22 protein-coding genes are annotated in these 26375 nt (G+C 73.0%); 12 read left to right on the forward strand and 10 right to left on the reverse strand.

Features of this window, described 5'->3' with window-relative positions:
* Window positions 1-334 precede the first annotated feature (334 nt).
* The 3 genes from ROT00_RS16935 to ROT00_RS16945 are packed head-to-tail and all read left to right on the forward strand — an operon-like array spanning window position 335 to window position 3730.
* A complete protein-coding gene (locus tag ROT00_RS16935; protein WP_404776211.1) occupies window positions 335-1195 on the forward strand; it encodes an ABC transporter permease subunit in 861 nt (286 codons plus the stop codon).
* On the forward strand, window positions 1182-3032 hold the full coding sequence (locus tag ROT00_RS16940; RefSeq protein ID WP_404776212.1) for a branched-chain amino acid ABC transporter ATP-binding protein/permease: 1851 nt from the start codon (window positions 1182-1184) through the stop codon (window positions 3030-3032). The genes ROT00_RS16935 and ROT00_RS16940 overlap by 14 nt, the downstream gene beginning before the upstream one ends.
* A complete protein-coding gene (locus ROT00_RS16945) occupies window positions 3029-3730 on the forward strand; it encodes an ABC transporter ATP-binding protein (RefSeq protein WP_404776213.1) in 702 nt (233 codons plus the stop codon). Before ROT00_RS16940 ends, ROT00_RS16945 begins: the two co-directional genes overlap by 4 nt.
* A gap of 92 nt (window positions 3731-3822) precedes the next feature.
* Here ROT00_RS16945 and ROT00_RS16950 read toward each other — a convergent pair whose 3' ends face one another.
* Both ROT00_RS16950 and ROT00_RS16955 read right to left on the reverse strand, forming a co-directional pair.
* Window positions 3823-4638 carry an SDR family NAD(P)-dependent oxidoreductase gene (locus tag ROT00_RS16950; protein WP_404776214.1) on the reverse strand — a complete coding sequence of 272 codons (816 nt, stop codon included), beginning with the start codon at window positions 4636-4638 and terminating at the stop codon, window positions 3823-3825.
* Between the two features lie 55 nt (window positions 4639-4693).
* The gene (locus tag ROT00_RS16955) at window positions 4694-5458 is read right to left on the reverse strand and encodes an SDR family NAD(P)-dependent oxidoreductase (protein ID WP_404776215.1); all 765 of its coding nucleotides are present in this window, start codon (window positions 5456-5458) and stop codon (window positions 4694-4696) included.
* A gap of 237 nt (window positions 5459-5695) precedes the next feature.
* Between ROT00_RS16955 and ROT00_RS16960 the strand changes: the two genes are divergently transcribed.
* The 4 genes from ROT00_RS16960 to ROT00_RS16975 all read left to right on the forward strand — a co-directional run bounded on the left by ROT00_RS16960 (window position 5696) and on the right by ROT00_RS16975 (window position 12073).
* Entirely contained in the window at window positions 5696-7156 is a 1461-nt protein-coding gene (locus ROT00_RS16960) for an APC family permease (RefSeq protein ID WP_404776216.1), read from the forward strand.
* Window positions 7157-7425: 269 nt separating this feature from the next.
* Entirely contained in the window at window positions 7426-9492 is a 2067-nt protein-coding gene (locus tag ROT00_RS16965; protein ID WP_404776217.1) for a primary-amine oxidase, read from the forward strand.
* 83 nt (window positions 9493-9575) lie between these two features.
* The gene (locus ROT00_RS16970) at window positions 9576-10409 is read left to right on the forward strand and encodes a molybdenum cofactor biosynthesis F family protein (protein WP_404776218.1); all 834 of its coding nucleotides are present in this window, start codon (window positions 9576-9578) and stop codon (window positions 10407-10409) included.
* Entirely contained in the window at window positions 10409-12073 is a 1665-nt protein-coding gene (locus ROT00_RS16975; RefSeq protein ID WP_404776219.1) for an amidohydrolase, read from the forward strand. The genes ROT00_RS16970 and ROT00_RS16975 overlap by 1 nt, the downstream gene beginning before the upstream one ends.
* Before the next feature lie 177 nt (window positions 12074-12250).
* Here the strand turns inward: ROT00_RS16975 and ROT00_RS16980 are convergent, their stop codons facing one another.
* Genes ROT00_RS16980 through ROT00_RS17000 form a run of 5 tightly spaced genes read right to left on the reverse strand, consistent with a single transcriptional unit; the run spans window position 12251 to window position 18051 of the window.
* Window positions 12251-14641 (reverse strand): arylsulfatase, encoded by a 2391-nt coding sequence (locus ROT00_RS16980; RefSeq protein WP_404776220.1) that lies wholly within the window; start codon window positions 14639-14641, stop codon window positions 12251-12253.
* A 1-nt stretch (window position 14642) separates the two neighbouring features.
* Window positions 14643-15437 carry an ABC transporter ATP-binding protein gene (locus ROT00_RS16985; protein WP_404776221.1) on the reverse strand — a complete coding sequence of 265 codons (795 nt, stop codon included), beginning with the start codon at window positions 15435-15437 and terminating at the stop codon, window positions 14643-14645.
* The gene (locus ROT00_RS16990) at window positions 15434-16270 is read right to left on the reverse strand and encodes an ABC transporter permease (RefSeq protein WP_404776222.1); all 837 of its coding nucleotides are present in this window, start codon (window positions 16268-16270) and stop codon (window positions 15434-15436) included. Before ROT00_RS16990 ends, ROT00_RS16985 begins: the two co-directional genes overlap by 4 nt.
* Window positions 16270-17046, reverse strand: a complete 777-nt coding sequence (locus ROT00_RS16995) for an ABC transporter permease (protein ID WP_404776223.1) — start codon at window positions 17044-17046, stop codon at window positions 16270-16272. Before ROT00_RS16995 ends, ROT00_RS16990 begins: the two co-directional genes overlap by 1 nt.
* Before the next feature lie 6 nt (window positions 17047-17052).
* Complete coding sequence (locus ROT00_RS17000; RefSeq protein ID WP_404776224.1) at window positions 17053-18051, reverse strand: ABC transporter substrate-binding protein; 999 nt, start codon at window positions 18049-18051, stop codon at window positions 17053-17055.
* Window positions 18052-18281: 230 nt separating this feature from the next.
* Here ROT00_RS17000 and ROT00_RS17005 point away from each other — a divergent pair, with 230 nt between their 5' ends.
* Together ROT00_RS17005 and ROT00_RS17010 are read left to right on the forward strand one after the other, a co-directional pair.
* Complete coding sequence (locus ROT00_RS17005; protein ID WP_404776225.1) at window positions 18282-18878, forward strand: TetR/AcrR family transcriptional regulator; 597 nt, start codon at window positions 18282-18284, stop codon at window positions 18876-18878.
* Window positions 18879-19146: 268 nt separating this feature from the next.
* A complete protein-coding gene (locus tag ROT00_RS17010; protein WP_404776226.1) occupies window positions 19147-19731 on the forward strand; it encodes a TetR/AcrR family transcriptional regulator in 585 nt (194 codons plus the stop codon).
* A gap of 75 nt (window positions 19732-19806) precedes the next feature.
* On the opposite strand, the gene ROT00_RS17015 is transcribed toward ROT00_RS17010, so the two are convergent.
* On the reverse strand, window positions 19807-20811 hold the full coding sequence (locus tag ROT00_RS17015; protein ID WP_404776227.1) for a methyltransferase: 1005 nt from the start codon (window positions 20809-20811) through the stop codon (window positions 19807-19809).
* Between the two features lie 132 nt (window positions 20812-20943).
* Here ROT00_RS17015 and ROT00_RS17020 point away from each other — a divergent pair, with 132 nt between their 5' ends.
* A complete protein-coding gene (locus tag ROT00_RS17020; RefSeq protein WP_404776228.1) occupies window positions 20944-21675 on the forward strand; it encodes an alpha/beta fold hydrolase in 732 nt (243 codons plus the stop codon).
* 85 nt (window positions 21676-21760) lie between these two features.
* Here ROT00_RS17020 and ROT00_RS17025 read toward each other — a convergent pair whose 3' ends face one another.
* The gene (locus ROT00_RS17025) at window positions 21761-22726 is read right to left on the reverse strand and encodes an aldo/keto reductase (RefSeq protein ID WP_404776229.1); all 966 of its coding nucleotides are present in this window, start codon (window positions 22724-22726) and stop codon (window positions 21761-21763) included.
* Window positions 22727-22810: 84 nt separating this feature from the next.
* On the opposite strand from ROT00_RS17025, the gene ROT00_RS17030 reads away from it, so the two are divergent.
* Window positions 22811-23551 (forward strand): SDR family NAD(P)-dependent oxidoreductase, encoded by a 741-nt coding sequence (locus tag ROT00_RS17030; RefSeq protein WP_404776230.1) that lies wholly within the window; start codon window positions 22811-22813, stop codon window positions 23549-23551.
* A 116-nt stretch (window positions 23552-23667) separates the two neighbouring features.
* On the opposite strand, the gene ROT00_RS17035 is transcribed toward ROT00_RS17030, so the two are convergent.
* Entirely contained in the window at window positions 23668-25125 is a 1458-nt protein-coding gene (locus ROT00_RS17035; protein WP_404776231.1) for an amidohydrolase, read from the reverse strand.
* A gap of 109 nt (window positions 25126-25234) precedes the next feature.
* Between ROT00_RS17035 and ROT00_RS17040 the strand changes: the two genes are divergently transcribed.
* Window positions 25235-26344 carry a zinc-binding dehydrogenase gene (locus tag ROT00_RS17040; protein ID WP_404776232.1) on the forward strand — a complete coding sequence of 370 codons (1110 nt, stop codon included), beginning with the start codon at window positions 25235-25237 and terminating at the stop codon, window positions 26342-26344.
* Window positions 26345-26375 lie beyond the last annotated feature (31 nt).

Genomic DNA, 26375 nt, shown 5'->3' on the forward strand with positions numbered 1-26375 from the left:
CCCCCCCCCCCCCCCCCCCCCCCCCCCCCCCCCCCCCCCCCCCCCCCCCCCCCCCCCCCCCCCCCCCCCCCCCCCCCCCCCCCCCCCCCCCCCCCCCCCCCCGATTTTTTTATTCACGCGGCCCCCACGGTGATATAGTGTGTGTGGGAATGTTTGACCCTCCGCGGGGGTCTGCGGATGTCGAGTGTTTGGTGAGCGGGGTGGGAGGGGGGGGGGGGGGCCGGCCCCCCCCCCGCCCGCCCCCGCCGCTCGCTCCGCGCGCCCGGCGGCGCGCCGATCCGCTTCCCGGGTGCCTCGCACCCTCCCCTGATCTCCCGCTAGGAAGGAGCACGCCATGCTGCAGGGCGCGCTCGCCGGACTCGCCGCCGGCGGACTGTACGCGGTGCTCGCCGTGTGCCTCACCCTCATGTCGCGCCTCGTGCGCGTCGTCAACTTCTCCCAGGCCGCGACCGGCATGTTCGGCGGCTTCGTGGCCGTCTGGCTCGTCACCGAGACCGGGCTGCCGATCTGGCTCGGCTCGGTGCTCGGCGTGCTCCTCGCCGGTGTGCTCTCCGGCGTCATCGGCTGGATCGCCGCGACCTGGCTGTCCGAGGCCGACACCACCACGCGCTCGGCGATGACGGTCGGCCCGCTGCTGCTGCTCATCTCGCTGTCGTTCATCCTCTTCGGCAACAAGCCGCAGCCGTTCGCCTCGATCATCTCGGGACCGGCGTTCACCGTCGGGGGCGTCGTCATCAGCCAGGTCACCCTCGTGACGGTGTCGCTCGCGATCGTCGTCGCCGTGGCGGTGCGGATCCTCCTCACCCGCACCGCGATCGGCACCCGGCTCCGGGCGCTCTCGGAGCGCCCGACGACGGCCGAGCTGCTCGGCATCCCCTCGAAGCCGCTCTCGATCGCCGTCTGGGTCGTCACCGGCGTGATCAGCGCCATCGCGATCGTCATCGTCGCCCCGACGCAGTCGAACGACGCGATCAGCCTCGCGATGCTCATCGTGCCCGCCGCCGCGGCGGCCCTCCTCGGCGGCTTCAAGCGGCTCGACCTCGCCGTCGTCGGCGGCCTCGTGCTGGGCGTGCTCTCGGGGCTCGTGGCGCAGATCGACGAGGTCGCGCTCATCCGCAACTTCCTGCCGTTCCTGTTCATCGTCGTGCTGCTGCTCTGGACGCAGCGGAAGGAGGTGTGGGATGCCGCACGCTGACGTCTCCCCCGCGCGCCCGGTGCCCCGCCCAGCTGCCGGCTCCGCCGGTTCCGCCGGCTCGCGCGCCCTGCGTCTGGCCTGGCCCGTCGGCCTCGCCGTCGTCGGCGTCCTCGCCGGGTACCTTCTGAGCGTCGGGCTCTCCGGCTACTTCGTCTTCCTCGCGGTCTCGGCCGTGACCGCCGCGATCGCGATCCTCGGCCTCGGCATCGTCACGGGCTCCGCGGGGATGATCGCGCTCTGCCAGCTCACCTTCGCCGCCGTGGGCGCCTGGGTGGTGTCGCTCCTGAACGTGCTCGAGGTGCCCGGCGGCTTCGTCGTCTGGCTGATCGCCGGCGGCGTCGCGGCGGGCGTCGTCGGCATCCTCGTCGGCCTGCCCGCGCTGCGGCTGCGCGGGGTGAACCTCGCCGTCGTGACGCTCGGCTTCGCCGCCGCGTTCGACGTCACGCTGCTGCAGGTGCAGTTCCCCGGCTCGAAGGACGGCGTGCCCGTGCTCCGGCCGGAGGGCTTCTCGACGGACCGCGGCTACTTCTTCTTCAGCATCATCGTGCTCGCGGTCTGCGGCCTCGTCGTGTTCTTCCTGCAGCGCGGTCGCTGGGGCTCGAGCTGGAAGGCCGTCGCGTTCAGCGAGCGCGGCACCGCCTCGGTCGGGCAGAGCGTGCAGCAGGCGAAGCTCACCGCGTTCGCGGTCTCCGCCGCCCTCGGCGGCATCGCGGGCGGTCTCCTCGCCGGGCAGGTGCAGCTCCCCTTCGCCTCGAGCTTCACGCCGCTGCAGTCGCTCGCGCTCTACGTGCTCGCGGTGATGAGCGGCGCGTACCTCATCGACATGGCGATCTTCGGCGGCATCCTGTGGGTGCTCGTGCCCGAGCTCCTGAAGCGCTGGGGCGTGCCGCAGGACTGGGGCTTCGTGATCTTCGGCGCACTCGGCGTGCAGGCGCTCACGAGCGGCACGAACCTCGGCCAGGGCATCCGGAACCTCTGGTGGAAGCGCGCGGACCGGCGCGCGGCCGCCGCGCGCGAGGCGGCGAAGGCGGATGCCGCGGAGCACGTCCGGCTCACGGCCGCGGCCGGGGCGGATGCCTCGACGCCGCCGGTCGAGGCATCCGCCCCGCCGGCCGCCGCCGCGGGAGGCGAGCCGGCCCTCTCGGTCGCCGGGCTCACGGTGCAGTTCGGGGCGCTGAAGGCGCTCGACGACGTCAGCCTCGAGGTGCCGGCCGGCACCGTCATGGGGCTCATCGGCCCGAACGGCGCGGGGAAGTCGACCTTCGTCGACGCGATCTCCGGCTTCCTCCCCCAGGCGAGCGGCACCGTGCGGCTCGACGGCGAGACGCTCGGCCGGATGTCGCCGACGCGGCGCGCCCGACTGGGCCTCCGCCGCACCTTCCAGCAGGACCGGGTGCCGCCCGCGCTCACGGTCGACGCCTACGTGCGCTTCGTCGCGCGCCGCCGGGTCACCGCGGAGGAGGTGGCCGAGGTGCTCGACTTCTTCGGCTGCCCGCCCGCGCGCACGCGGCTCTCGGGCGTCGACGTCGGCACCCGGCGCCTCGTCGAGGTCGCCGCGAACGTGCTCGCCCGGCCCCGGGTGCTCATCCTCGACGAGCCCGCGGCCGGTCTCTCCCACGAGGAGCACCTCGAGCTCGGCGTCCGGCTGCGCGAGGCGCCGGCCCGCTACGGGATGTCGATCGTGCTCATCGAGCACGACCTCGACCTCGTGCGCAGCGTGTGCAGCTCGCTCACCGTGCTCGACTTCGGCCGGGTGCTCGCGAGCGGCCCGCAGGACGAGGTGCTCGCGAACCCCGCCGTCATCAAGGCGTACATGGGCGAAACGGAGATGCTGTGAGTGCGTTGACCATCGACGGCGTCGCGGTGAGCCGCGGCGCGGGACCCGTCATCCAGGACGTGTCGTTCACGCTCGAGCAGGGGCGGGTGACCGCCCTCGTCGGCCCGAACGGCGCCGGCAAGACGAGCCTGCTCGACGGGATCTCGGGCGTCGCCCCGATCTCGGCCGGGGCGATCCGGATCGACGAGCAGCCGATCGAGAAGCTCTCCCGGGTCGCCCGCGCGAAGCAGGGCATCGTGCACATCGAGCAGGGGCGGGCGGTGTTCCCCTCGCTCACGGTGCGGGAGAACCTCTCCCTCACCGCGCGCACGGCCGCCGAGATCGATGCGGCCCTCGCCCGCTTCCCCGAGCTCGAGAAGCGGATCGACGCGCCGACGGCTCTGCTCTCCGGCGGCGAGCAGCAGATGGTCGTGCTCGCCCGGGCGTTCGCCGCGCGGCCGCGGTTCCTCCTCATCGACGAGATGTCGCTCGGGCTCGCGCCCGTGGTGTTCATGCGGCTGCTGCCGATCGTCTCGGAGATCGCCGAGCAGGGCGTCGGGGTGCTCCTCGTCGAGCAGTTCACGCACCTGGCGCTGGGACTCGCCGAGGAGGCGCTCGTCGTCGCGAGCGGGCGGGTTAGCTTCCAGGGGCCGGCCGCGACGCTCCGCGAGGACCCGAGTCTGCTGCACCGCGCCTACCTCGGCGGCGCGGCCGCCTGAGCCCGAGCCCGGGCGCGGGACGAACCCGGGCCTGAACCGAGAAACCCCGAGTCGCCCGACGTCCCTGGCCCGCGGGCGTCGGGGGGGTCCGGTCACCTGCCGGCGTGGTCGAACGCGTTGGTCGGCTGGTCGACGACGTGGGGGCCGCCGTCGGCGACGATCACGGAGCCCGTCATGTACGAGGACTCCCCCGAGCCGAGGAAGCGCACGATCGACGCGATCTCCGAGGGCGCCGCAGCCCGTCGCAGCGGGACGTCGGCGGTGACCGCGGCGTAGCCCGCCTCGCGTCCGCCGTCGAAGCCGGCGTGCTTCGCGAACTCGTCCATCTCCTCGTCGGCCATGGGCGTCTGCACCCAGCCCGGGCAGACGGCGTTCACCCGCACCCCGTGGCGGCCGTAGTCCCGCGCGAGCGTGCGGGTGAGGCCGATGAGCGCGTGCTTGCCGACCGTGTAGCCGGCGACCGACGGCCCCGCGAAGAGCCCCGCGAGGGAGGAGATGACGACGATCTGCCCCTTCGACTCGATGAGCGCGGGCAGACTCTCCCTCGCCATCACGAAGGCGGTCGTGAGGTTCGCGCGGATGGCGGCCTCCCACGCGGCGTCGTCGGTGTCCCCGACCGCGGCGAAGCCGTGCCCGCCCGCGTTGGCGACGAGCACGTCGAGGCGGCCGTGCCGGGCGAGCACCTCGGCGACCGCGCGCTTCGCCGACTCGGCGTCGGCGGCGTCGGCCTCCACGGCGAGCGCGCCGATCGCGTCCGCGACCCGCTCGAGCGGCTCCCGGCGGCGGCCGACGACGACGACGTGCGCCCCCTCCGCCGCGTAGCGCTCGGCGATCGCGGCGCCGATGCCGGTGCCGCCGCCCGTGATGACGACGACCTTGCCCGCCGTCGATGATCCCGCGTAGCCCATGCCGGGCTCCTTCCTGTCGTTGCGGTGCTGTGTGGTCGGTCGCGCTCCCGCCGCGTCAGGCTGGGAAGCCCGAGCGGGCGGTGAAGCCGAAGTCGCTGACGAGCGAGGTGCCGGTGATCGCCCGCGCCCGGGGCGAGGCGAGGAAGAGCACCTCGTCGGCGACCTCCTCGGGGCGCTGCACCGGGTAGCCGAGGCCGTCGAATCCGCTCTGCTGGAGGCCCAGGTCGCCGCGGCTCATCGGGGTGTCCACGATCGATGGGCAGACGGTGTTCACCCGGACGCCGGTGCCCGCGGCCTCCACGGCGGCGGCGCGGGCGAGCTGCACCACGGCGGCCTTGGACGCGCAGTACGGCGCCATGCCGGGTGCGGCGACGAGGGCGGAGTCGCTTGCGAGGAGCACGACCGCGGCGTCGCCCGAGCGCGCCGCCTCGGCGCGGAGGGGGCCGGCGGTGTGCTTCAGCAGCAGGAACGAGCCGGTGACGTTCACGGCGAAGACGGCCTGCCAGTCGCCGAGGGCGACGCCGTCGAGCATCGTGCCGACGGGGCCGGAGATCCCGGCGCAGCCGACGACCACGGCGAGCCCGCCGAGCGCGGTGGTCGCCTCGGCGACGGCCGAAGCGACGGATGCCTCGTCGGCGACGTCGGCGGCGATCGGCACGACCCCGTCGGTTCCGGCCCACGCGGCGTGCAGGCGCTCCGCGTCGCGATCGAGGGCGGCGACTCGCGCGCCCTCCTCCAGGAGTCGGTGCACGACCGCCCGGCCGATGCCGCTCGCCGCGCCCGTGACGAGTGCCGGGCGTCCCTCGAGTCCGAGTCTCATCCGGCTGGCCTCTCTGCCGTCGTGCGGTGGTGCGCCGGCGGGCGCCCCCTGATCGGCACCCGCCGGCATCCGCCATCCTGCACCGAGGGGGCGGCCGCCCGGCAGACGCGTCGCGCGACCGTGCGCTGGAACACCACTGCCGTTCGCTCGGCGTCAAGCCGACGCCTCCGCTCCAGCGCCAGAATCGCTGCTACCCCCAAGACGTGCACATCAGTTCCCGAGACCGAAGGACCAGCAGTGAGCGAACACCCTGCCCCCAATGAACTCCGGCGCAACGCCCTCGGCGTCGCCGGCATCGTCTTCCTCGTGCTCGCGGCAGTGGCGCCGCTCACGGGCATCATCGTCGTCGCCTCGCTCGCGATCGCGTTCGGCAACGGCGGCGGCACGCCGGCCTCGTTCTTCATCGTGGCGATCGTGCTGCTGCTCTTCGCGATCGGCTACGGGCAGATGTCGAAGCAGCTCGTGAACGCCGGCGGCTTCTACGCCTTCGTGGTGAAGGGCCTCGGCCGCACCGGCGGCCTCATCGCGGGCCTCATCGCGACGCTCGGCTACAACTTCTTCGTCGTCGGCACGATCGGCACGAGCGGCTTCTTCATGCAGACGATCATCGCCGACCTCACCGGGGTGAACATCCACTGGCTCGTCTGGGGCCTCGCCTCGATCGCGGTGTGCTTCGTGCTCGCCCGGATCGGCGTCGACTTCTCCTCGAAGATCCTCGGCGTCTGCCTCGTGCTCGAGGTGCTCATGCTCGTCGTCTTCGACATCTCGGTGCTCGTGCAGACCGGCTACGACGTGGCCGCGTTCAGCCCCGAGTGGGTCTTCTCCGGCTCGCTGCCGATCGGCCTCCTGCTCGCCGCGACGGGCTTCCTCGGCTTCGAGGCGACCGCGCTGTTCAGCGAGGAGGCGAAGACGCCGCTGCGCACCATCCCGCGCGCGACCTACATCGCGATCACCGCGATCGGCCTCATCCTCGGCGTCACCACGTGGGCGGTCGTGAGCGCCACGGGCGTCGCGCAGGCGCAGCAGACCGCGATCGACCACCTGCCGACGGGCGACCTGATCTTCTCGCTCTCGCAGCAGTACCTCGGCGGCCCGCTCACCACGGTGATGATGATCCTGCTGCTCGTCAGCCTCTTCGCGGCCATGCTCGCCTTCCACAACTCGGCGACGCGCTACCTCTTCGCGCTCGGCCGGGCGCGGGTGCTGCCGCAGGCGCTCGCCCGGACCGGCGCGAACGGCACGCCGAAGATCGCCGGGCTCGTGCAGGCGGCGTTCGCCGCGATCATGGCGGTCGTCTTCTTCCTCGCCGGCGCCGACCCGATCCTCACGCTCGTGCCGGCCATGCTCGGCTTCGGCACGCTCAGCGTGCTGATCCTGCAGGGCCTCGCCGCGCTCTCGATCGTGGTCGCGTTCCGGCGGCAGCGCGACTCGCGGCTCTGGTCGACGTTCATCGCGCCGGGCATCGGCTTCCTCGGCATCGCGGCCATCTCGATCCTCGCGATCTGGAACTTCAACATCGTCGCGGGCTCGGAGGAGCTGTGGATCCGGCTCCTGCCGCTGCTACTCGCGGCGGCCGTCATCGGCGGCGTCGTCTACGCGGCGTACCTCAAGCGCCGGAAGCCGGAGGTCTACGACGGCCTCGAGTCCGACCTCGAGAAGTTCAACGTGCACACCCGCGCGACCGAGGTCGTGGAGTAGGGGCGGCTCTTCGCACGCAAGGTCGAGCATCGACCGGGCCGCGCACGGCCCCGCGGCTCTTCGCACGCAAGGTCGAGCACATCGACCGGGCCGCGCACGGCCCCGCGGCTCTTCGCACGCAAGGTCGAGCATCGACCGGGCCGCGCACGGTCCCACGGCTCGTCGCGCGGCTCTTCGCACGCAAGGTCAAGGCGTCGGCACGCACGGTCAACCGTGCGGCCGGCGCCTCGGCCGATACTGGACGCAACGACCCCTGATCGAGGAACACGATGACGCCCCACGCCGACCTTTCGCTCTCCCCCAGCGGCTCGCACCGCCCCGACGTCACGCACACGCACGGCGCCCGCGTGACCACCCCGGAGCGCGCCGAGCACCCGCTCGACCCGCTGACGGCCGAGGAGATCGCGGCCGCGCGGCGGATCCTCGACGAGGCCGGGCACGTCTCGGCATCCACCCGCGTGCCGCGCATGCTGCCGGTGGACCCGGCGAAGGCGGACCTCGCGGCCTGGCGTCAGGGCGAGCCGCTCGACCGGCGGATCCGCGTCACCCTGCTCGACCGGGACACCGGCGTCGCGAGCGAGGCGATCGTCGCGGTGAGCCGCGGCGAGGTCGACGCGTTCCGCGTGCTGCCGAACACGGAGGCGCCCTACGGGCAGCCGCAGTACCTCTTCGAGGAGTACGACGACGCGGCGACGATCGTGAAGGCCTCGCCGGAGTGGCAGGGCGCGATGCGCCGCCGCGGCCTCGAGGAGCACATGGAGCTCGCGTTCTGCTCGCCGCTCGCCCCCGGCTACTTCGGCCGTGAGGACGAGGTCGGCAAGCGCATCGTGCGCTCGCACACCTACCTGCGGCTGAACGAGCAGGACAGCCCGTGGGCGCACCCGGTCGAGGGCCTCGTCGTGCACGTCGATCTCACCGAGCGCCGCGTGATCCGCATCGACGACGAGGGCGACGTGCCCGTGCCGATGCAGCACGGCAACTACACCGCCGACGCGCAGGGCCCGGCCCGCACCTCGCTGAAGCCGATCGAGATCACCCAGCCGGAGGGGCCGAGCTTCTCCGTCGACGGCAGCCTCGTGGAGTGGGAGAACTGGCGCTTCCGCGTCGGCTTCACCCAGCAGGAGGGCCTGGTGCTGAACCAGATCACCTTCCGCGACGGCGAGGAGCACCGTTCGGTCGCGCACCGGGCGAGCGTGCCGGAGATGGTCGTGCCCTACGGCGACACCTCGATCAGCCGGCACTGGATCAGCTACTTCGACGCGGGCGAGTACCTGCTCGGCAAGAACGCCAACTCGCTCGCCCTCGGCTGCGACTGCCTCGGCGTCATCCACTACTTCGACGCCTTCGTCCCCGACGACCACGGCAACCCGGTGAAGATCCCGCAGGCCGTGTGCATGCACGAGGAGGACTACGGCATCCTCTGGAAGCACACCGATCTCGAGGGCACCCCGGAGACGCGCCGCAGCCGCCGCCTCGTGGTGAGCTACTTCTCCACGATCGGCAACTACGACTACGGCTTCTTCTGGTACTTCTACCTCGACGGCTCGATCCAGGTCGAGGCGAAGGCCACGGGCATCGTGTTCGCGGGCGCCGGCATCCCCGGCAGCGACAACCCGCACGCCCCGGAGATCGCGCCCGGCATCTTCACGCCGGTGCACCAGCACCTCTTCTGCGCGCGCATCGACGCGGCGATCGACGGCGAGGACAACACGCTGCACGAGATCGAGATGGTCGGCATCCCGACCGGTCCCGACAACCCCTACGGCAACGCCTTCACCTGGTCCGACGTGCAGCTCGCGAGCGAGTCGGCGGCGCAGCGCGTCGCGAACGGCCTGACCGGGCGCGTCTGGGAGGTACGGAGCGCGCACCGCACGAACGTCGTCGGCAAGCCGACCGCGTACTGGCTCATCCCCGAGGGGAAGGCGCTCCTCGCGGCGCAGCCCGACTCCTCGGTGTACGCGCGCGCCACCTTCGCGACGAAGCACCTGTGGGGCACCCGCTTCGACCCGGAGGAGCTCTACCCGGCGGGCTTCTACCCGAACGCGCACTCCGGCGACGGCCTGCCGAAGTGGACCGCCGCGGACCGCAGCCTCGACGGCGAGGACCTCGTGCTCTGGCACGTGTTCGGACCGACGCACATCCCCCGCACCGAGGACTGGCCGATCATGCCGGTGGACTACTCGGGCTTCTGGTTCAAGCCGCACGGCTTCCTCGACCAGAACCCGGCGATGGACCTGCCGGACGGCGCGGCCGCGCACTGCGCGCCCGGCGAGGGTCGCGGCACGGATGCCTCGGCCGGCTGCTGCGGCGGCGGCGAGTGCCGCTGCGGCCACTGAGCCTCGCGAACGACTCCGCACTCCCCCCAGAACCCGGCGTTCCCGAACCGGACCACCCCGACGATGACGACGACTGGAGCATCATGACCGACACTGCCACGAACCTGTCCGACACCTCGACCTGGTTGCCGCTCGACGGCCTCGCGCCGGGCTTCGACGCGAACAAGGCCCCGCACTCGCTCGACCTCGTCGGCCGCGAGGTCGCCGTCGTCGACGAGCGCGGCACCCGCATCGTGCACCGCTTCGCCGAGGGCACCGTCGACTGGGAGTACCGGCCGGGCGCGGGCGACCCGACGGAGGCCGCCGCGAAGACCGACGCCTACGAGGCGGTGAAGGTCGACGAGGAGCTGTACTACGTGCAGTTCCACCACGAGTACCTGCCGAACGAGGCCGTCTCGCTCGTGCTCGACTTCCGCAGCGGGCACGCGCTCGCGGTGATCAGCGTCATCCTGCCCGAGCCGGAGGCCGGCAAGACCCGGGTGCAGCAGATCTTCGTGCCCTCGCGGATCGAGGGCGTCGAGCTCACGGGCGACGCGCCCGCGCCGACGACGACGCTCATCGGCCGCCGCGTGCAGTGGGTGTACAGCCCGGTGCACGCCTACGAGCACATCTACCTCTCGCCGCAGTGGTACACCTGGCAGTGCCTCGCGGGCCCCGAGCGCGGCCTCGCCGACACCGACGAGAACTCGGTCTGGCAGATCCGCCCGGGCATCTACGTGTTCGCCTGGCGCGAGAAGGTCATCCCGTGCGGCTCGGTGACGATCGCCGACCACCGCGACGCCCGCGCGATCCGCTCGCACGGCGTGCTGTTCGGCCTCGACGAGTCGGGCGAGGTGCCCACCCACTTCACCTTCGGCGCGCACGGCCGGCTGATCTCGGTCACCGTGCACCCCGACGAGTACGACACCTCCCGCTGATGGCGACGGCGAGCAGCGGTCCCGCCGAGCTCGTGCTCACGGGCGGCCGGATCTGGACGGGCGACCCGTCGTCCCCGTGGGCCGAGGCCCTCGCGGTCGGCGGCGGGCGGCTGCTCGCCGTCGGCACGGATGCCGAGGCGCTCGCCCTCGCGGGCGACGGCACCGAACGGCGCGCGCTCGACGGCGCGTTCCTGATGCCGGGCCTCGTGGACGTGCACAACCACCATGCGCTCGCGGGGCGCACCGACCTCTTCGAGCTGTCGTTCTCCTCGTCCGGCTCGGTCGAGGAGGTGCTCGCGGCGGTCCGCGAGTACGCCGCGGATCTGCCGGCCGACGCCTGGGTCACGGGCGGCGCGTGGGGCAGCAACCTCCGCACCGCGATCTCGAACGACGAGACCCGTGCCCGGCTCGACGAGGCCGCGGGCGGTCGTCCGGTGATGCTGATGGAGGACTCCCGGCACAACCGATGGGCGAACACGCGGGCGCTCGAGCTCGCCGGCATCACCGCCGACTCCGACCCCGGCGAGGGCGGCGTCATCGAGCTCGACCCGGTGAGCGGACGCCCCACGGGGGTGCTGCTCGAGTCGGCCGGCCTCCCGGTCGAGGAAGCGATGGCCCGCACCCGGCGGCTCAGCGCCGAGCAGCACCGCGCCGCCTCGAAGCGCGGCGTAGAGCTGCTGAACAGCTACGGCGTCACGGCGTTCCAGGATGCCGCGGTGTCGCTCGAGATCCTGGAGGCCCTGCGCGCCCTCGACGCGGATGCCGAGCTGGATGCCTGGGTGGTGTCCTCGCTCACCGTGAACGATCAGATCTTCGGCTACGACCCGGTCGGCGAGGGGCTCGTCTGGCGGGGCGAGGCGTTCCGCACCGAGCACCACCGCCCGGATTTCGTGAAGATCTTCCTCGACGGGGTGCCGCCGGCCCGCACCGGCGCCTTCCTCGAGCCCTACCTGCCCGACGATGCGCACGGCGACCACTTCCTCGGCGAGACGACGCTCGCGCCGGAGGAGCTCTGGGACTGGCTGCGGCGCACGGCCGAGCGCGGGCTCTCGGCGAAGATCCACTGCTCCGGGGACGCCGCGGTGCGACTCGTGCTCGACACGGTGGAGCGCCTCCGCGCCGAGGGCTTCACCGAGCCGCGGTACCAGATCGCGCACGGGCAGTTCGTCGCCGACGCCGACATCCCCCGCTTCGCGGAGCTCGGCGTCTCGGCCGACATGTCGCCGTTCATCTGGTTCCCCGGGGTGATCCCGGAGGCGATCGCGACCGTGCTGCCCGAGGAACGGGCGGGCCGGATGCAGCCCAACCGCGCGCTGCTCGACGCCGGCGCCCTCATCGCCGGCGGTTCGGACTGGCCCGTGTCGGAGTCGCCGAACGCCTGGGAGGGCATCCACGGCCTCGTGACCCGCGCCGACCCCGCCGGGGTCTTCCCGGGCACGCTGTGGTCGGAGCAGGCCATCACGCTCGACGAGGCCATGGCGGCGTTCACGGTCAACGCCGCCGAGGCGATGGGCCTCGGCGCGGAGACCGGCTCGCTCGTCGCGGGCAAGTCGGCCGACTTCGTCGTGCTCGACCGCGACCCCTTCGCGCATCCCGCGGCGGAGCTCGTGCGCACCACGGTCGCCGAGACCTGGTTCGCCGGGCGCCGCGTCTACGTGCGCTGAGCGGTTCGCTGAGCTCGTCGAAGCGGGGCGTTCCCTTCGACAGGCTCAGGGAACCACACGTTGGTCCGCTGAGCCCCGTCGAAGCGAGGCGTTCCCTTCGACAGGCTCAGGGAACCACGGGCGGATCGGGGCCGTGCCCTGCCCCGATCCGCCCGGGCATCCGCCCGCCGCCGCCGCTCAGTCCGCGATCGCGGCGACCGCCTCGTCGATCGCGCGGAGCACCCGCCGATCGTGCCGTGACGGCGCGCCGGGCACGTAACGGAGCCGTTCGATCGACCCGCCCGTGAAGCGGAACGCGCCGTGCGCCTCGTGCAGCTCCCAGTCGACCGGTCCGCCGTAGTCGTAGCCGACGCTGATGCCCGTGAACGGCGCCATGCCGAAGAGCATCGGCACCGACGGGACGACCGCGTCCGCCACCCCGTCGACGTCGAGCGACAGGCGCCAGCGCAGCCCGTCGAGCTCGTCCACCCGCAGCCGCAGCCCGTGCGGTCCCGGCCCCACGCGGCCGCCGCGTACCCGATGCATCACGCCGTAGGCGTTGTACGACAGCAGCCAGCGCCCCTCGTCGATCGCGAGGAGGTACCCGCCGCCCTGGTCGCCGTGCGCGACGACGACACCTGCGGCATCCGCGTCGGCGAGCAGCTCCGCCTCCACGGCGAAGGAGCGCAGCACGGTGAGCCGCGAGGCGCGGAAGCGCTCGAGGGGCGGGCGGAACGCGGGCAGCACGACCGGCTCCGACAGGGCCGCCTCCCCCGCGGGCCGCACCTCCTGCAGGGAGCCGTCGTCGTCGAGCGGGAACACCGTGTTGCGCCACGCCTCGGTCCGCCACCGCTCGGCGAGCTCCCGGACGAGCGCGGGCTCGCGCGCGGCGAGGTCGCGGGTCTCGCTCGGGTCGGCGGCGAGATCGTAGAGCTCCCAGCGGCCGCCCGCCGCGCCTTCCTCGCGCCCCGGCGGGGTCGGCGAGAGCGCCTTCCACTCCCCCGCCACGAACGCCCGCCGGCCGACGCACTCGAAGTACTGCGCCTCCCGGCCGGGTCCCTCGGGATTCCGGAGCAGCTCGGCGACGCTGCGGCCGTCCGGCCGCTGGGCGGGCCGGCCGCCGCGCTCGGCGAGCGGGGCGACACCGGTGAGTTCCAGGATGGTCGGCGCGAGGTCCGAGACGAAGACGAACTGCTCGCGCAGCCCCTGCACCGCGCCGGGGGCTGCGGGCCACGAGACCACGAGCGGCGCGTGCACCCCGCCCTCGTACGTCGACGACTTGAACGAGCGGAACGGGGTGTTCGACACCCGCGCCCAGCCCGTCGGGTACTGCCCGAACACGCGCGGGCCGCCGAGCTCGTCGAGCTCCCGGGGCACGTCGGACACCCAGTCCGGCGGCAGCTCCGCCGACAGCCCGAACTGGGCGAAATAGCTGCGGGTGCCGCTCGGGCCGCCCTCGGCGGTGCCGCCGTTGTCGCTCGCGACGAGGATGATCGTGTTCTCCAGCTCGCCGAGCTCGTCGAGACGGGCGACGATCCGTCCGACGCTCTGGTCGACCTCGTCGACCGCGGCGGCGTAGACCTCCATGTGCCGGGCGAACAGCGCCCGCTCGGCATCCGTCAGCGTGTCCCAGTGCGGGATGCGGTCGCCGTCGGCGAGCGCGTCCGGCGGCAGCACCGCGGCGGCCGGCACGACGCCGAGCTCGCGCTGGCGGGCGAACCGGGCCTCGCGCAGCGCGTTCCAGCCGCGCTCGTAGCGTCCCTCGTGCCTGGCGATGTCCTCGGGCTTCGCCTGGATCGGACCGTGCACCGAGGTGTGCGCGTAGTAGAGGAAGAACGGCTTCGCGGTGTCGTTCGCGCGGAGCTCGTCGATCATGGCGATCGCCTCGCACGTGAGCTCGTCGGTGAGGAAGTAGCCGTCGGGGAACTCCGCGACGTCGACGACCGAGTTGTCGCGCACGAGCCGGTGCGGGTGGTGCAGGGAGGTGAAGCCGTCCATGCTGCCGAAGTAGCGGTCGAACCCGCGCTGCACCGGCCAGCTCGAGCGGTCGGCGCCGTCGTGCAGTCGCGACTCGACCGTGAGGTGCCACTTGCCGACCATGAAGGTCGCGTAGCCGCCGGCGCGGAGCGACTCCGCGAGGGTCGGGGCGTCCTCGGGCAGTTCGCACGCGTAGCCGGGATAGCCCGGGTCGATGTGCGCCACGAAGCCGAAGCCCGCACGGTGCGGGTTCAGCCCGGTGAGGAGCGCCGCGCGGGCGGGCGAGCACATCGGCGCGGTGCGGTAGTTCGTGAACACCCAGCCGCCGTCGGCGAGCCGGTCGATGTTCGGCGTCGGGATCTCGCTGCCGAAGGGGCCGAGGTCGCTGAAGCCGAGGTCGTCGACGAGGACGACGACGACGTTCGGGGCCCCCTCGCGCGCCTGCGGCCGCGCCGGCCACGCGGGCCGGGACTCCGAGGCGAACTCGGCCGCCCGGCCGGTGAAGCGTTCGTACCCGCGCCGCACCGGTTCCGCCGCGGCGCCGGCGTCGGCGTGGGTGCCGGTGCCGGCGCCGATGCCGGCCGTCGTGCCCGACGAGGCATCCGCCGCCACCTCAGCCCGCCTTCCGGATCAGCTCGAAGACCTCGCTGCGCAGCTCCGCGAACTCCGGCACGGCCCGCGTCGTGAGCTGGTCGCGCGCGCCGCCGAAGTCGACGTCGATGATCTCGGTGACCCTGGCGGGCCGTTCGCCGAGCACGATCACCCGGTCGGAGAGGTACACCGCCTCGTCGATGTCGTGCGTCACGACGACGATCGTCATGCCGAACTGCTCGCGGATGCGCAGGCACAGGTCCTCCAGTTCGAACCGCGTCTGCGCGTCCACGGAGGCGAAGGGCTCGTCCATCACGAGCACCTCCGGCCGGTAGGCGATCGCGCGGGCGATGGCGACGCGCTGCTGCATACCGCCGGACAGCTGCCACGGGTACTTCGTCTCGGCGCCGGCGAGTCCGACCGCGGCGAGCGCGCCCCGGATGCGCTCCTCGCGCTCGGCGGCGGGCAGCCGCAGGTGCTTCAGCGGCAGGCGCACGTTCTTCTCGACGGTGAGCCAGGGCATGAGCGAGCGGGTGTACTCCTGGAAGACGAGCGCCATCTCCTCGGGCGGCCCGTCGATCGGCCGCCCGTCGATCGTCGCCTGGCCGGAGCTGATCGACTGGAGGCCGGTCAGGCACTTCAGCAGCGTCGTCTTGCCGATGCCGGAGGGGCCGACGATGCAGGCGATCTCGCCGACGCGGACGTCGAAGGTGAGGTCGGCGATCACGGGCACGCTGCCGCGCGCGGAGTCGTAGCTCTTGGCGAGGCCGCGGACGCTGAGCCGCACCGGGGCGTCGCGGAGGGTGTCGGAGGTCATGCGTTCTTCTCCTGCTGTTGCGAGGCGAGGTACCAGCGCAGCACGCGGCGCCGGAAGAGGGTGAACACGGCGGTGGTCGCGTAGCCGATCACGCCGAGGACGAGGATGCCGACCCACATGTCGGCGATCGCGAAGGACTGCTGGGCGAGCAGGGTGGCCGCACCGAGCCCGGTCGAGGAGCCGAGCATCTCGCTCGCGATCATGACGACGAAGGCGGTGATGAGGCTCACCTGCATGCCGGAGAGGATGCGCGGGCTCGCGGCGGGCAGCGTCACCGAGACGAGGCGGTCGAACCAGCCGATCCGGTACACCCGGCTCACCATGGCGAGGGTCGGCTCGGTGCCGCGGATGCCGTCCATCGTGGAGATGAGCACCGGGAAGAGCGCGGCCAGGGTGATCGCGAGGATGCGCGTCTCGTTGCCGAAGCCGATGAGCGAGACGAAGATCGGCACGAGCGCCACGGGCGGGATGGCCCGGAAGAAGTGGATGGTGGGCTCGACGAACCAGGCGAGCGCCGGCACGAGGCCGAGCGCGGCGCCGAGGAGCACCCCGATGATGCTCGCGAGCACGAAGGACAGCAGCAGGTTGCCCACCGAGGAGCCGACGTCGACGAGGAACGTCGGCGTCTGCACGAGCTGCACGAGCCGTTCGAGGATCACCTGCAGCGGCGGGAAGAAGGTGTTCGTGGAGTTCGCCGAGGCGAGCCACCAGAGCCCGAGCAGCACGATCGGCACGAGCACCTCGGCGCCGATCAGCACCCAGCGCGGGGTGCCGGTGCGCCCGGGACGGCGGGCGGCCTTCGTGCGGGCGGGGATGGACGAGGTGAAGACCATCACCTGGCCTCCTTCCGGTACTGCGGATGCCAGTGCAGCAGGCGCCGCTCGCCCCACTGGCTGAGGCCCTGCACGAGCAGGCCGAGGATGCCGAGCGCGAGCACGTAGGCGAAGAGCTGGTCCTGGTTGCCGGAGATCTGCGCGAGGAGCAGGCTCTGGCCGAGGCCGGGGCCGCCGCCGAGGAGCCCGGCGACCACGGCGACGATGAGCGAGGTGGGCGCGGCGACCCGGATGGCGGTGCCGATGTAGGGCAGTGCGCTCGGCAGCACGATGCGCGCGAGGATCTCGCCCCGGCCCATGCCGTAGGAGCGTCCGGTCGCGCGGGCGACCGGGTCGGTGTCGAAGACGCCCGCCGCCGACTGCACGGCGATCGCGACGAAGCAGCCGAAGAAGACGAGGAACACCCCCATCGCCATCGTCGGTCCGAGAACGAGCACGACGACGGGGAGGATGACGATCGGCGGGATCGGCTTCAGGAACTCGAGCGGCACCCGGGTGGCGTGCATCGCGAGCGGCGAGGTGCCGATGCCGACGCCGAGCACGACGCCGACGACCGTCGCGAGCAGGAGCCCGGCGAGCGCCATGACGACGGTGTCGCCGAGCGCGCGCCAGAGCTCGGGGGCGCCGAGGAGCTGCACCAGGGCTGCGATCGAGTCGGCCGCGCTCGGCAGCGGCGAGTCGGCGAGCGGGCCCGCGGTGGCGGCGAGCTGCCAGGCGCCGAGCGCCGCCACCGCGCCGGCGGCGCCGACCCCGGTTCGAAGGAGCGGGACGCGCATGCCGGATCAGCCCGCGACGATCACGCCGTCGAGGTCGACGGGCTTCGCGAGGAATCCGAGCTCGACCATCTTCTCGTTCGGCCGCTCGAGGTCCTCCGGCTTCACCTCGGCCGGCCAGACGGGCACCTTCACCTCGTCGAGGGTCAGCGTCGATCCGGTGTAGTCGAGGCCGGCCTGGATGGCCTCTTCGGGGTGCTCGGTGGCGTAGGCGTTCGTCTTCGCCAGGGCGCGCTGGAATCCGGCGATCGCGTCGGCCTTCTGCTCGAGGGTCGAGGCGCCGACGGTCCAGAGCCCCGTCGCGCCCTCTTCGAAGAAGCCGACGGACGGCGCGGAGATCTGCGTGGCGCCCTCGGCGCCGGCCTCGGTCGTGAAGGGGCTCACGAGCCCGGCGGCGTCGACGGTGCCGTTCTTCAGCGCGGCGACCGCCGAGGTGAAGTCGAGCACGACCCAGTTCACGCCGCTCGCCGGGTCGATGCCGGCCTTCTCGAGCTCGCCCGCGATGACGACCTCGAGCTGCGCCTTGCGCGCCGGCACGGCGATGGTCTTGCCGGCGAGGTCGGCGACCTCGGTGACGCCGCTGCCCGCCGCGGCGAAGAGCCCGGTGTCGTCGAGCGCGGCCGGGTCGTCGGAGGAGGCGGCGCCGTCGGGGTAGCCGTCGGCGGCGCCGATGACCTTCACGGGGACGCCCTGGCTGAGCGCGTTCAGCAGCGGGATGCTCGGCGAGTACGCAATGTCGACCTGGCCGCTCTGCACGGCGGCGAGGCCGGCGGGCGGGTTCGCGACGATCGAGGTCTCGAGCTCGAGCCCCTCCTCCTCGAAGAAGCCCTGCTCGATGCCCGTGAGGAGGGCCCCGTCGGAGGTGAGGCCGATGGTCGCGACCTTCAGGGTCGTGAGGCCGCCGGCGCCCTCGCTCGCGGCGGGCGCGCCGGAGGAGCAGGCCGTGAGCGCGAGCGCGGCGAGGGGGATGGCTGCGACGGCCGCCGCGAAACGGGAGGTGGTCTTCATGAGCGACTCCTTCGTCGTCGGGGGATACGACCGGTTCGATCAGGGAGGGCGGGGATCGCCACGAACGGTTAATCACCGATTGGTGACTAAACGATACCGACGTTCGCGCGGCGCTGGATCACAGAACCGTAACGATAATCACCAAATGGAGACGAAACGCCGAATCCCCGCCCGCTCCGGCGCCCCGCCGGCCCGGGGCATCCGTATGATCGTCGCGACAGGAGGTGCCGATGCCGAAGATCGTGGACCACGACGAGCGGCGCGCGCACATCGTCGAGGCGCTCATGCGGCTCATCGTGCGCGACGGCTTCGAGCGCGCGACCATGCGCGAGATCGCCGCCGAGGCGGGCTACGCGCACGGCGCCATCGCCCGGTACTTCCCCGACAAGCAGAGCGTGCTCACCGCGGCGTTCCAGCGCCTGCACACCCAGGCCAACGAGCGCATCCTCGCCGGCGTCGAGGGCCTCCGCGGGCTCGACGCGCTCCGGGAGATGTGCCTCGAGATCCTGCCGTTCGGCGAGGCCGGACCGCGGTACGCGAAGGTGGTGCTCGCCTTCTGGGACCACGCCGCCCAGGACCGCGAGATCTGGGAGATCCACCGCGAGCACAACCTGCGCTGGCGCGAGCTCATGCAGCGCTTCCTCGGCGAGGCGCGCGAAGACGGCGAGCTCGCGCCCGAGATCGACATCGCGACGGCGGTCAACGAGGTCTCCGCACGGAACGCGGGCTGGCAGATGATCGCCGTGCTGATGCCGGCCGAGGCGGGCGATCTGCACCTCGACCAGGGGCTCGACGCGCTGCTCGACCGCTTCCGCGCCCGCCCCTGACCGTTCGCCGAGCCAGCTTGGTTCGCTGAGCCTGTCGAAGCGACATCCCCTTCGACGAGCTCAGCGAACCAGGGTGGTTCGAAACGCTCGCCCCTGACCGTTCGCCGAGCCAGCTTGGTTCGCTGAGCCTGTCGAAGCGACATCCCCTTCGACGAGCTCAGCGAACCAGGGTGGTTCGAAGCGCCCGCCCCTGACCGTTCGCCTACACTGGTTGACGCGTGAGCGCCGGCGATCTGCGCCGCCCGCGCGACAACGGGAAGAGGGCCGGATGCCGAAGGTGATCGATCACGACCAGCGACGCCGCGACATCATCGACGTCACCTGGAAGCTCATCGTGAAGGGCGGCATCGAGGCTGCGACCATGCGCGAGATCGCCGCCGAGGCGGGCTTCGCGAACGGCGCCCTGAAGCACTACTTCCCCGGTAAGGACGAGATCATCCAGGGCGCCTACGAGCGCTCGCTCGGCATGATGGGCGAGCACATCGAGGCCGAGGTCGACGGCAAGCGCGGCGTCGCCGCGCTCCGGGCGATCTGCTGGGCCGCGATGCCGCTCGACGACGAGCGCGTCACCTCCGGTCGCGTGCTGCTCTCCTTCTGGGAGCGCGCCGTGTCGAACGAGACGCTGCACGAGGCCTACCTCGCCCACCTCGCGATCTGGCGCGCCGGGCTCGCGCGCTACGTCGCGGAGGGCCGCGAGGACGGCGACATCACGACCGAGACGCCCGACGAGCAGCTCGTCGACGAGATCGTGCTGCTGAACGTCGGCGCGAACATCATGAGCCTCATCTCCCCCGAGACCTCGACGCCCGCGCTGCAGGAGGCGCACCTGCGCGCCTTCTTCGAGCGCCTCTAGCTCCAGCCGCGAAACCGAGTCGCCCGACCTCCGGGGAAGTCGGGCGACTCGGTTTCGTTATCGTGGCAGCGCCACTCAGCGCGCCTCGGCGACCAGGATGCGCGGGCTCCCGGGCAGCGCGATCGTCTCGACATAGCTCCAGCCCGCGTCCGCGAGCCACTCGCGCACCTCGGCCTCGGGGAACACGACGGTGCCGTCGATGTTGTAGTACTCCCCCGCGTGCAGCGCGTCGATGCGGCGCTGGCGCGGCTCGTCGTCGAGCGTGAAGTCGAGCACCGCGAGCTTCGCGCCCTGGGCGGCCGCGGCGCGGGCGTTCGCCAGGATGGTCCGGTTCTGCTCGGCCGTGAAGCGGTGCAGCACGTGGTTCACGAAGACGAGGTCGTGCTCGCCGCCCGGCTCGACGGACTCGGTCTCGCCGCCCTCGACGACCGAGCGCGCGGCGAGGCCGGCCTCGGCGACGGCCTGGGCGACCGAGTCGGCGAAGTCGGGGGCGACGACGAAGCGCGTGCTGAGCTCGGGGTTCGCGCGCATCGCGTTGACCGCGAACGCCGGGCTGAGCCCGCCGAGGTCGAGGAGCGAGCGGCGGCCCGCGACGTCGAAGGCGCGCACGAACTCGTCGGCGTGCAGTTCGTTGTACCGCATGACGCCGGCGAGGAAGCGGCCCCAGCCGGCCTCGTCGAGCTCGAGCACGCCGGGGGCGTCGGAGTCGACCGTGCGGTCGTAGCCGCGCCACTGCTCGTAGGAGGTGTCGCCGAGGAACGCGAGGAACGGGCCGAGGTCGATCTCGGCGCGATCGCCGGTGAGGTACGCCGCGGCGTCCGGGGTGAGCGAGTAGCGGCCGGCCTCGCGCTCGAGGAGTCCCTGCGCGTTCATGCTGTCGGCGAGGATGCGCACCTGGCGGGCCGGCACCCCGGTGGCGGCGGCGAGCCCGTCGGCGTCGAGGGGCCCGTCGGCGAGGGCCGCGAACAGGCCGATGCGGCTCGCGGTGATGAGCTGCTTCGCGCCCATGAAGCCGATCGCGATGTCGACGATGGCGGCGGGGCTGGCGGCCCGCTCGGCGGGCTGGAGGGTGTCGGTCATGGCTGCGCTTCCTGTGCGGCCGCCCGCATCCGTGGGGACGGCGATGTCGTGGATTCGAGCACGATGCTACACGTTTTTCTACTAACATAGAAAAACAAATCCACCCGTTCATTCACCGTCGAAAGCGAACGCATGCCACTCACCGTCAGCACCCGCACCCTCCCGGCCGTCGCGAGCGGCGAGCCGTCGCACGCGGCCGCCCCCGTCGTGCTCCTGCACGGCTTCGCCTCCGACGGCGACACCGACTTCGCGGCGAGCGGCCTCGCCGAGGCGATCGCGGCCTCGGGCCGCGACGCGATCGTCGTCGACCTGCCCGGGCACGGCTCGGGCGGATCGATCGGCCCCGACGAGGATGCCTCGACGGGCGCGGTCGTCCGGGCCATCCGCGAGGCGCTCCCCCGGACCGGAGCGATCGACGTCGTCGCCTACTCGCTCGGCGCGCGCCTCGCCTGGGCGCTCGCCGCCGCGGAGCCCCGCGTGCAGCGCCTCGTGCTCGGCGGGCTCAGCCCGTTCGAGCCGTTCGCGGGCGTGGACGTCGCCGCCCTCGGCCGCGTGCTCGACGGCGAGCCGGCGCCCGACCCCATGCTCGGCATGATGGCCGCGATGGTCGGGGCGCCGGGCCGCGACTCGGCGTCGCTGCTGCGCCTCATCGACGGCCTCGCCTCGGCGCCGTTCGACCCCGCGCAGGACGTGCCGGCGGTGCCCGTGCTCTTCGTCGCCGGCGATGCCGACCCGATGACGACCGGCATCGACGGCGTCGCCGCGGGCGTCGCGCGCGGGCAGCTCGTGCGGGTGCCCGGGGACCACCTCGGCGCGCTCGCGAGCCCCGAGTTCCGCCGGGCCGTGCTCGACTTCCTCGCCTGACGCCTGACGCCGCCCAAACCTCGAGTTGCCCGACGTTCCTGAACGTCGGGCAACTCGAGGTTGGAGCAGGCGGGCGCGGCGCGCGCTACGCCCAGACGCCGTCGGAGCGCACGCGCTGGTCGAGCTGCAGGCCCGCCGTCGCCGCACGGATGCCCTCCGCGCCGACGCGATCGAGCAGGGCGAGCGCCCCGAGGTTGTCCTCGAACTGCGCCATCCGGCTGACGCCGAACAGCACGTTCGCCGTCGCGGGGTTCGCGAGGCAGAAGGCGATGCCGAGCTGGGTCGGCGTCGCCTCGAGCTCCGCCGCGATGCGCGCGACCTCCGGGAAGATCGCGACGATGCGCTCGCGGATGCCGCCGACGTCGGCGCCGATCTTCCGGCCGGGCGCGGTCTTGCCGGCGAGGATGCCGCCCTCGAAGGCGTCCGAGGCCTGCAGCGCGAGCCGGCCGGAGGAGAACAGCTCGCCGTACTCGGGCCCCTCCGCCATCGCCCGCCGCACGAGCCCGTACTTCAGCTGCGCGAAGCTCGGCGGCACGAGGCCCTCGCGCTCGGCGTGCTCGAGCGCGAGAACGAGGTCGTCGGCGCGCCAGTTGTTCACCCCCCAGGCGCCGAGCCGCCCGGCCTGGATCTCGGCCTGCACGTCGTCGACGACGCGGCGCACATCGATCGGCTCGAGGTAGTCGCCGACGACGGCGAACTCCGCGCGCTCGACCCCGATCCGCTCGAGCGAGGTGGTGAACTGCCCGGCGAAGCCGACGCGCGGGTACTCCCAGAGCCAGAGCTTGCCGCAGAGCAGGTAGTCCTCGCGGGCGAGGCCGGCCTCGCGCACGGCGCGACCGAAGATGAGGTCGGTGGTCGCCTGTTCGGCGTGCGGGCCCAGGTCGTAGTGCGCCACATCGAAGAACGCGGCGCCCGCCTCGCGAGCCCGGGCGATGAGCGCGACGGCGTCGTCGAAGTCCATGCGGTCCCAGGTGTTCCAGGAGCCGAGGGAGAAGACGGGAACCTCCGGTCCGCCGGGGCCGAGCTGGCGGGTGGGAACGGTGACGGTCATGCGGCCTCCTCGTCGCTTTTTTCTACGCTCGTATAATATAACCATGGCGCGCACCGCCGCGCGCCGACGGCAGAAGGAGATCCCGTGTCCGAACCTCGTATCGTGCTCATCACCGGCGGCGCCGGCGGCATCGGCCGCGGCCTCGCCGCCGCGTTCCGCGACGCCGGCGACCGGGTCGTCGTCGCCGACCTCGACGCCAAGGCCGCACGCGCCGCAGCCGAGGAGCTCGGCGTCGCGCACCTCGCGCTCGACATCACCGACCCCGAGGCCGCCGCCCGCGCCGTCGAACGGGTCGAGGACGAGCACGGACCGATCGGCGTGCTCGTGAACAACGCCGGCATCCTCTCGGTGCACGGGACGCTCACCGAGCTCGAGCCCGCCGCCTACCGCTCGATCGTCGAGGTGAACATCGTCGGCACCTTCGCGATCACCCAGGCCGTCGCCCGTCGCATGATCGCGAACGGCACCCGCGGTGCGATCGTGAACATCTCCTCGATCGGCGGACGCCAGCCGACGCCCGGCATGGGCGCCTACGAATCCAGCAAGGCCGCGGTCGACTCGCTCACCCGCTGGGCGGCGATCGAGCTCGCCGGCCACGGCATCCGCGTGAACGCAGTCGCGCCCGGCCCGGTGCTCACGCCGATGCTGCGGATGGGGATGCCGGAGGGCTCCCCCGCGCGCGAGGCGTGGTCGAGCCGCATCCCGCTCGGCAAGCTCGCCGAGGTCGAGGAGGTGGCGCCCGCGGTCGTCTTCCTCGCGAGCGAGGGCGCCGCGCACATCACGGGCGTGAGCCTCGCCGTCGACGGCGGCCAGCTGCTCGCCTGAGCCGCCCGCCGCGGACGCGGCACCAGGGCCGGCCCACCGCGGCCGCCCAACCCCCGAGTTGCCCGACTTCCCTGGAAGTCGGGCAACTCGGGGTTCGACGGCTGCTCCGGGGCGGCTCAGCGCTCGAAGACGACGTCCCCGTCGACGACGGTGAGCTCGACGCCGACGCCGGGGAGCTCCGCCGGCGCGAGCTCGAGGGGATTCGCCTCGAGCACGCAGAGGTCGGCCGCCATCCGGGGCGCGAGCGTGCCCTTCCAGCTCTCGGCGCCGTCCTGGTGCGCGGGAACGACCGTGTAGGCGCGCAGGAGCTGGAGCATCCGCCGCTCGGTCCCGGCAGGGCCCGCCGCCCCCATCCAGGCATCCGCGTCGGCGATGCCCTGCCGCCAGTCGGGCGCGAGCACCGGGGCGTCCGAGCTCAGCGACACCGGCACGCCCGCCTCGATCGCGCGCGCGATCGGCCAGGCCGCCGCGGCGACCTCCTCGCCGAGCACTCCGGCGACCCACGGCGCGGTCTTCGCGGAGATGCCGGCCTGCACGTTGAGTCCCATGCCGAGTCCGCGCATCCGCTCGAGGGAGGCGGGCGTGACGAGATCGCCGTGGATGACGTAGTGGCGCAGATCGGCGGGCGCCTCCGCCGAGGCGGCCTCGACGGCGTCGATGACGTGCGCGATCGTGCGGTCCCCCGTCGCGTGCACGCCGAGCTGCAGCCCCTGCCGATGCACCGCCCGGATCATCTCGGTGAGGTTCGCGGCCCGCTGCGCGAGATCGCCGCCGCCGACGAGGAGGTCGCCCTGCGTGCCGTCGGGGTAGCGATGCGCGGTCCACGCCTGCAGCATCGGCGGGATGCCGTCGGCGAAGATCTTCACGCCGGCGAGCCGGAGCCACGCGGGCCGCTCGGTCCGCCGGTCGAGCCCGCGGAGCCCGGCGAGGAAGGCGCGCAGCTCGCTCGCACCGTCGAGCACGCCGAAGAGCGCCAGCACGTTCACCCGCGCCCGCAGCGCCCGCTCGGACTCGAGCGCCCGATAGGTGTCGAGCACGGCCTGGCCGAAGCATCCGGTCGCCCCGTCGTCCTCGCCCGGGCCGAGGCCCGGTTCGGTGTAGCTCGTGATGCCGAGCGCGGCGATCAGCTCGCCGGCGCGCAGGATGGCGCGGCGCCGGCCCGCCTCGTCGTCGACGAGGCGGGGCCCGGCCGGGACGTGCGGATCGGCGGCGGATGCCTCGAGCGGCGCCGCCTCGGCGGCCGGCCCGCCGTGGCCGCCGGCGGGCACCTCGGCGCCGGCGCCGGCCTCCATCGCCCCGAAGACCGTGTCGGGCCACATCGCGCCCAGCCACGTCGCGTGCAGATGCGAGTCGTTGATGCCCGGGATGACGGCGCGCCCGGCGAGCTCGACCACGCGGGTGCGCCGGCCGATCAGCGGGGCGATCCGCGCCTCGTCGCCGACGGCGAGCACTCGCCCGTGCCGCACGGCGATCGCGGTGCCGCGGGTGTCGGCGGCGTCGAGCGCGAGCACCGTCCCCCCTCTGAGCACCAGCTCGGCGGGGCCCTCGGCACCCGATCGTTCGACTCCCTGCACGTCTCCTCCTCGAGCGCTGGCAATTTTGGTCAACGTATGTAGAATAACCCACATCGGCGGCCGCTCGACAACGTCGCGACCGGAATCACCGCCCCGAAGGGAGCTTTCGATGACGATCCCCACGACCACCCGCGCCGCCGTGCTCACCGCGCACGGCGAGCCCCTCGAGCTGCAGGAGCTGCCGCTCCCCGAGCACGTCGAACCCGGCGCGGCGCTCGTGCGCATCACCTGCGCGAGCCTCTGCGGCACCGACATCGAGATCTGGTCGGGCCGGATGAGTTTCCCCGGCATGCTGCCGATGGTGCTCGGCCACGAGATGGTCGGCGAGATCGTCGCCCTCGGCGAGGGCACCCGCGACGCCCTCGGCCGCGAACTCGCCGTCGGCGACCGCATCGGCTGGTCGGAGTCGACCTGCGGCGAGTGCTTCGGCTGCACCGTGCTCCGCGAGCCGGTCGCCTGCAGCCGCCGCGGCTACGGCTTCCTGCAGCGCTCCGATGTGCCGCCCTACGCGACCGCCGGGCTCGCCGAGCACGCCTACGTGGTGCCGGGCGCCGCCAAGCTGCTGCTGCCTGCCGAGGTCAAGGACAGCTGGGCCGCGATGGCCGGCTGCGCCGCGAAGACCGTGCTGCGCGCCTTCGGCCGCGCGGGCGGGGTGCGACCCGGCTCCCGCGTCGTCGTGCAGGGCTCCGGGGCGCTCGGCATCTTCGCCACCGCCGTCGCGAAGCTCTCCGGCGCCGGCACCGTCATCACCGTGGGCGCGCCCGCCGAGCGGCTCGCCGTCGCCGAGCGCTTCGGCGCCGACCACGTGGTCGGCATCGAGGGCGGCTCCGAGGCGGTCGTCGCCCGGGTGCTCGAGCTCACCGAGGGGCAGGGCGCCGATCTCGTGCTCGACTTCGCGGGCGCGCCGAGCGTCGGCCCCGAGGCGATCGGCATGGCCGCCCAGCGCGGCACCTTCGTCGTCGTCGGCTCCACCGGCCCCGTCGGCGAGCCGATCGCCCTCTCGGCGATCATGGGCAAGGAGCTCACGGTCGTCGGCTCCCTCAACGGCGACATCGCCGACTACGTGCGCGCCATCGACTTCTTCCGCGCCTTCGCCGAGCGGATGCCGTGGGACGAACTCTTCTCCCCCGCCGTCCCCCTCGCCGAGGCGAGCGCGCACATCGAACGGATGCACGGCCTCGGCGAGATCAAGGCCGTCGTCGACCCGCGCCTGCCCTGAGCCGCGCCACCACGACCCACCGCCCACGACG

This window comes from Agromyces mediolanus, assembly GCF_044917495.1.
GTDB lineage: Bacteria > Actinomycetota > Actinomycetes > Actinomycetales > Microbacteriaceae > Agromyces > Agromyces mediolanus_B.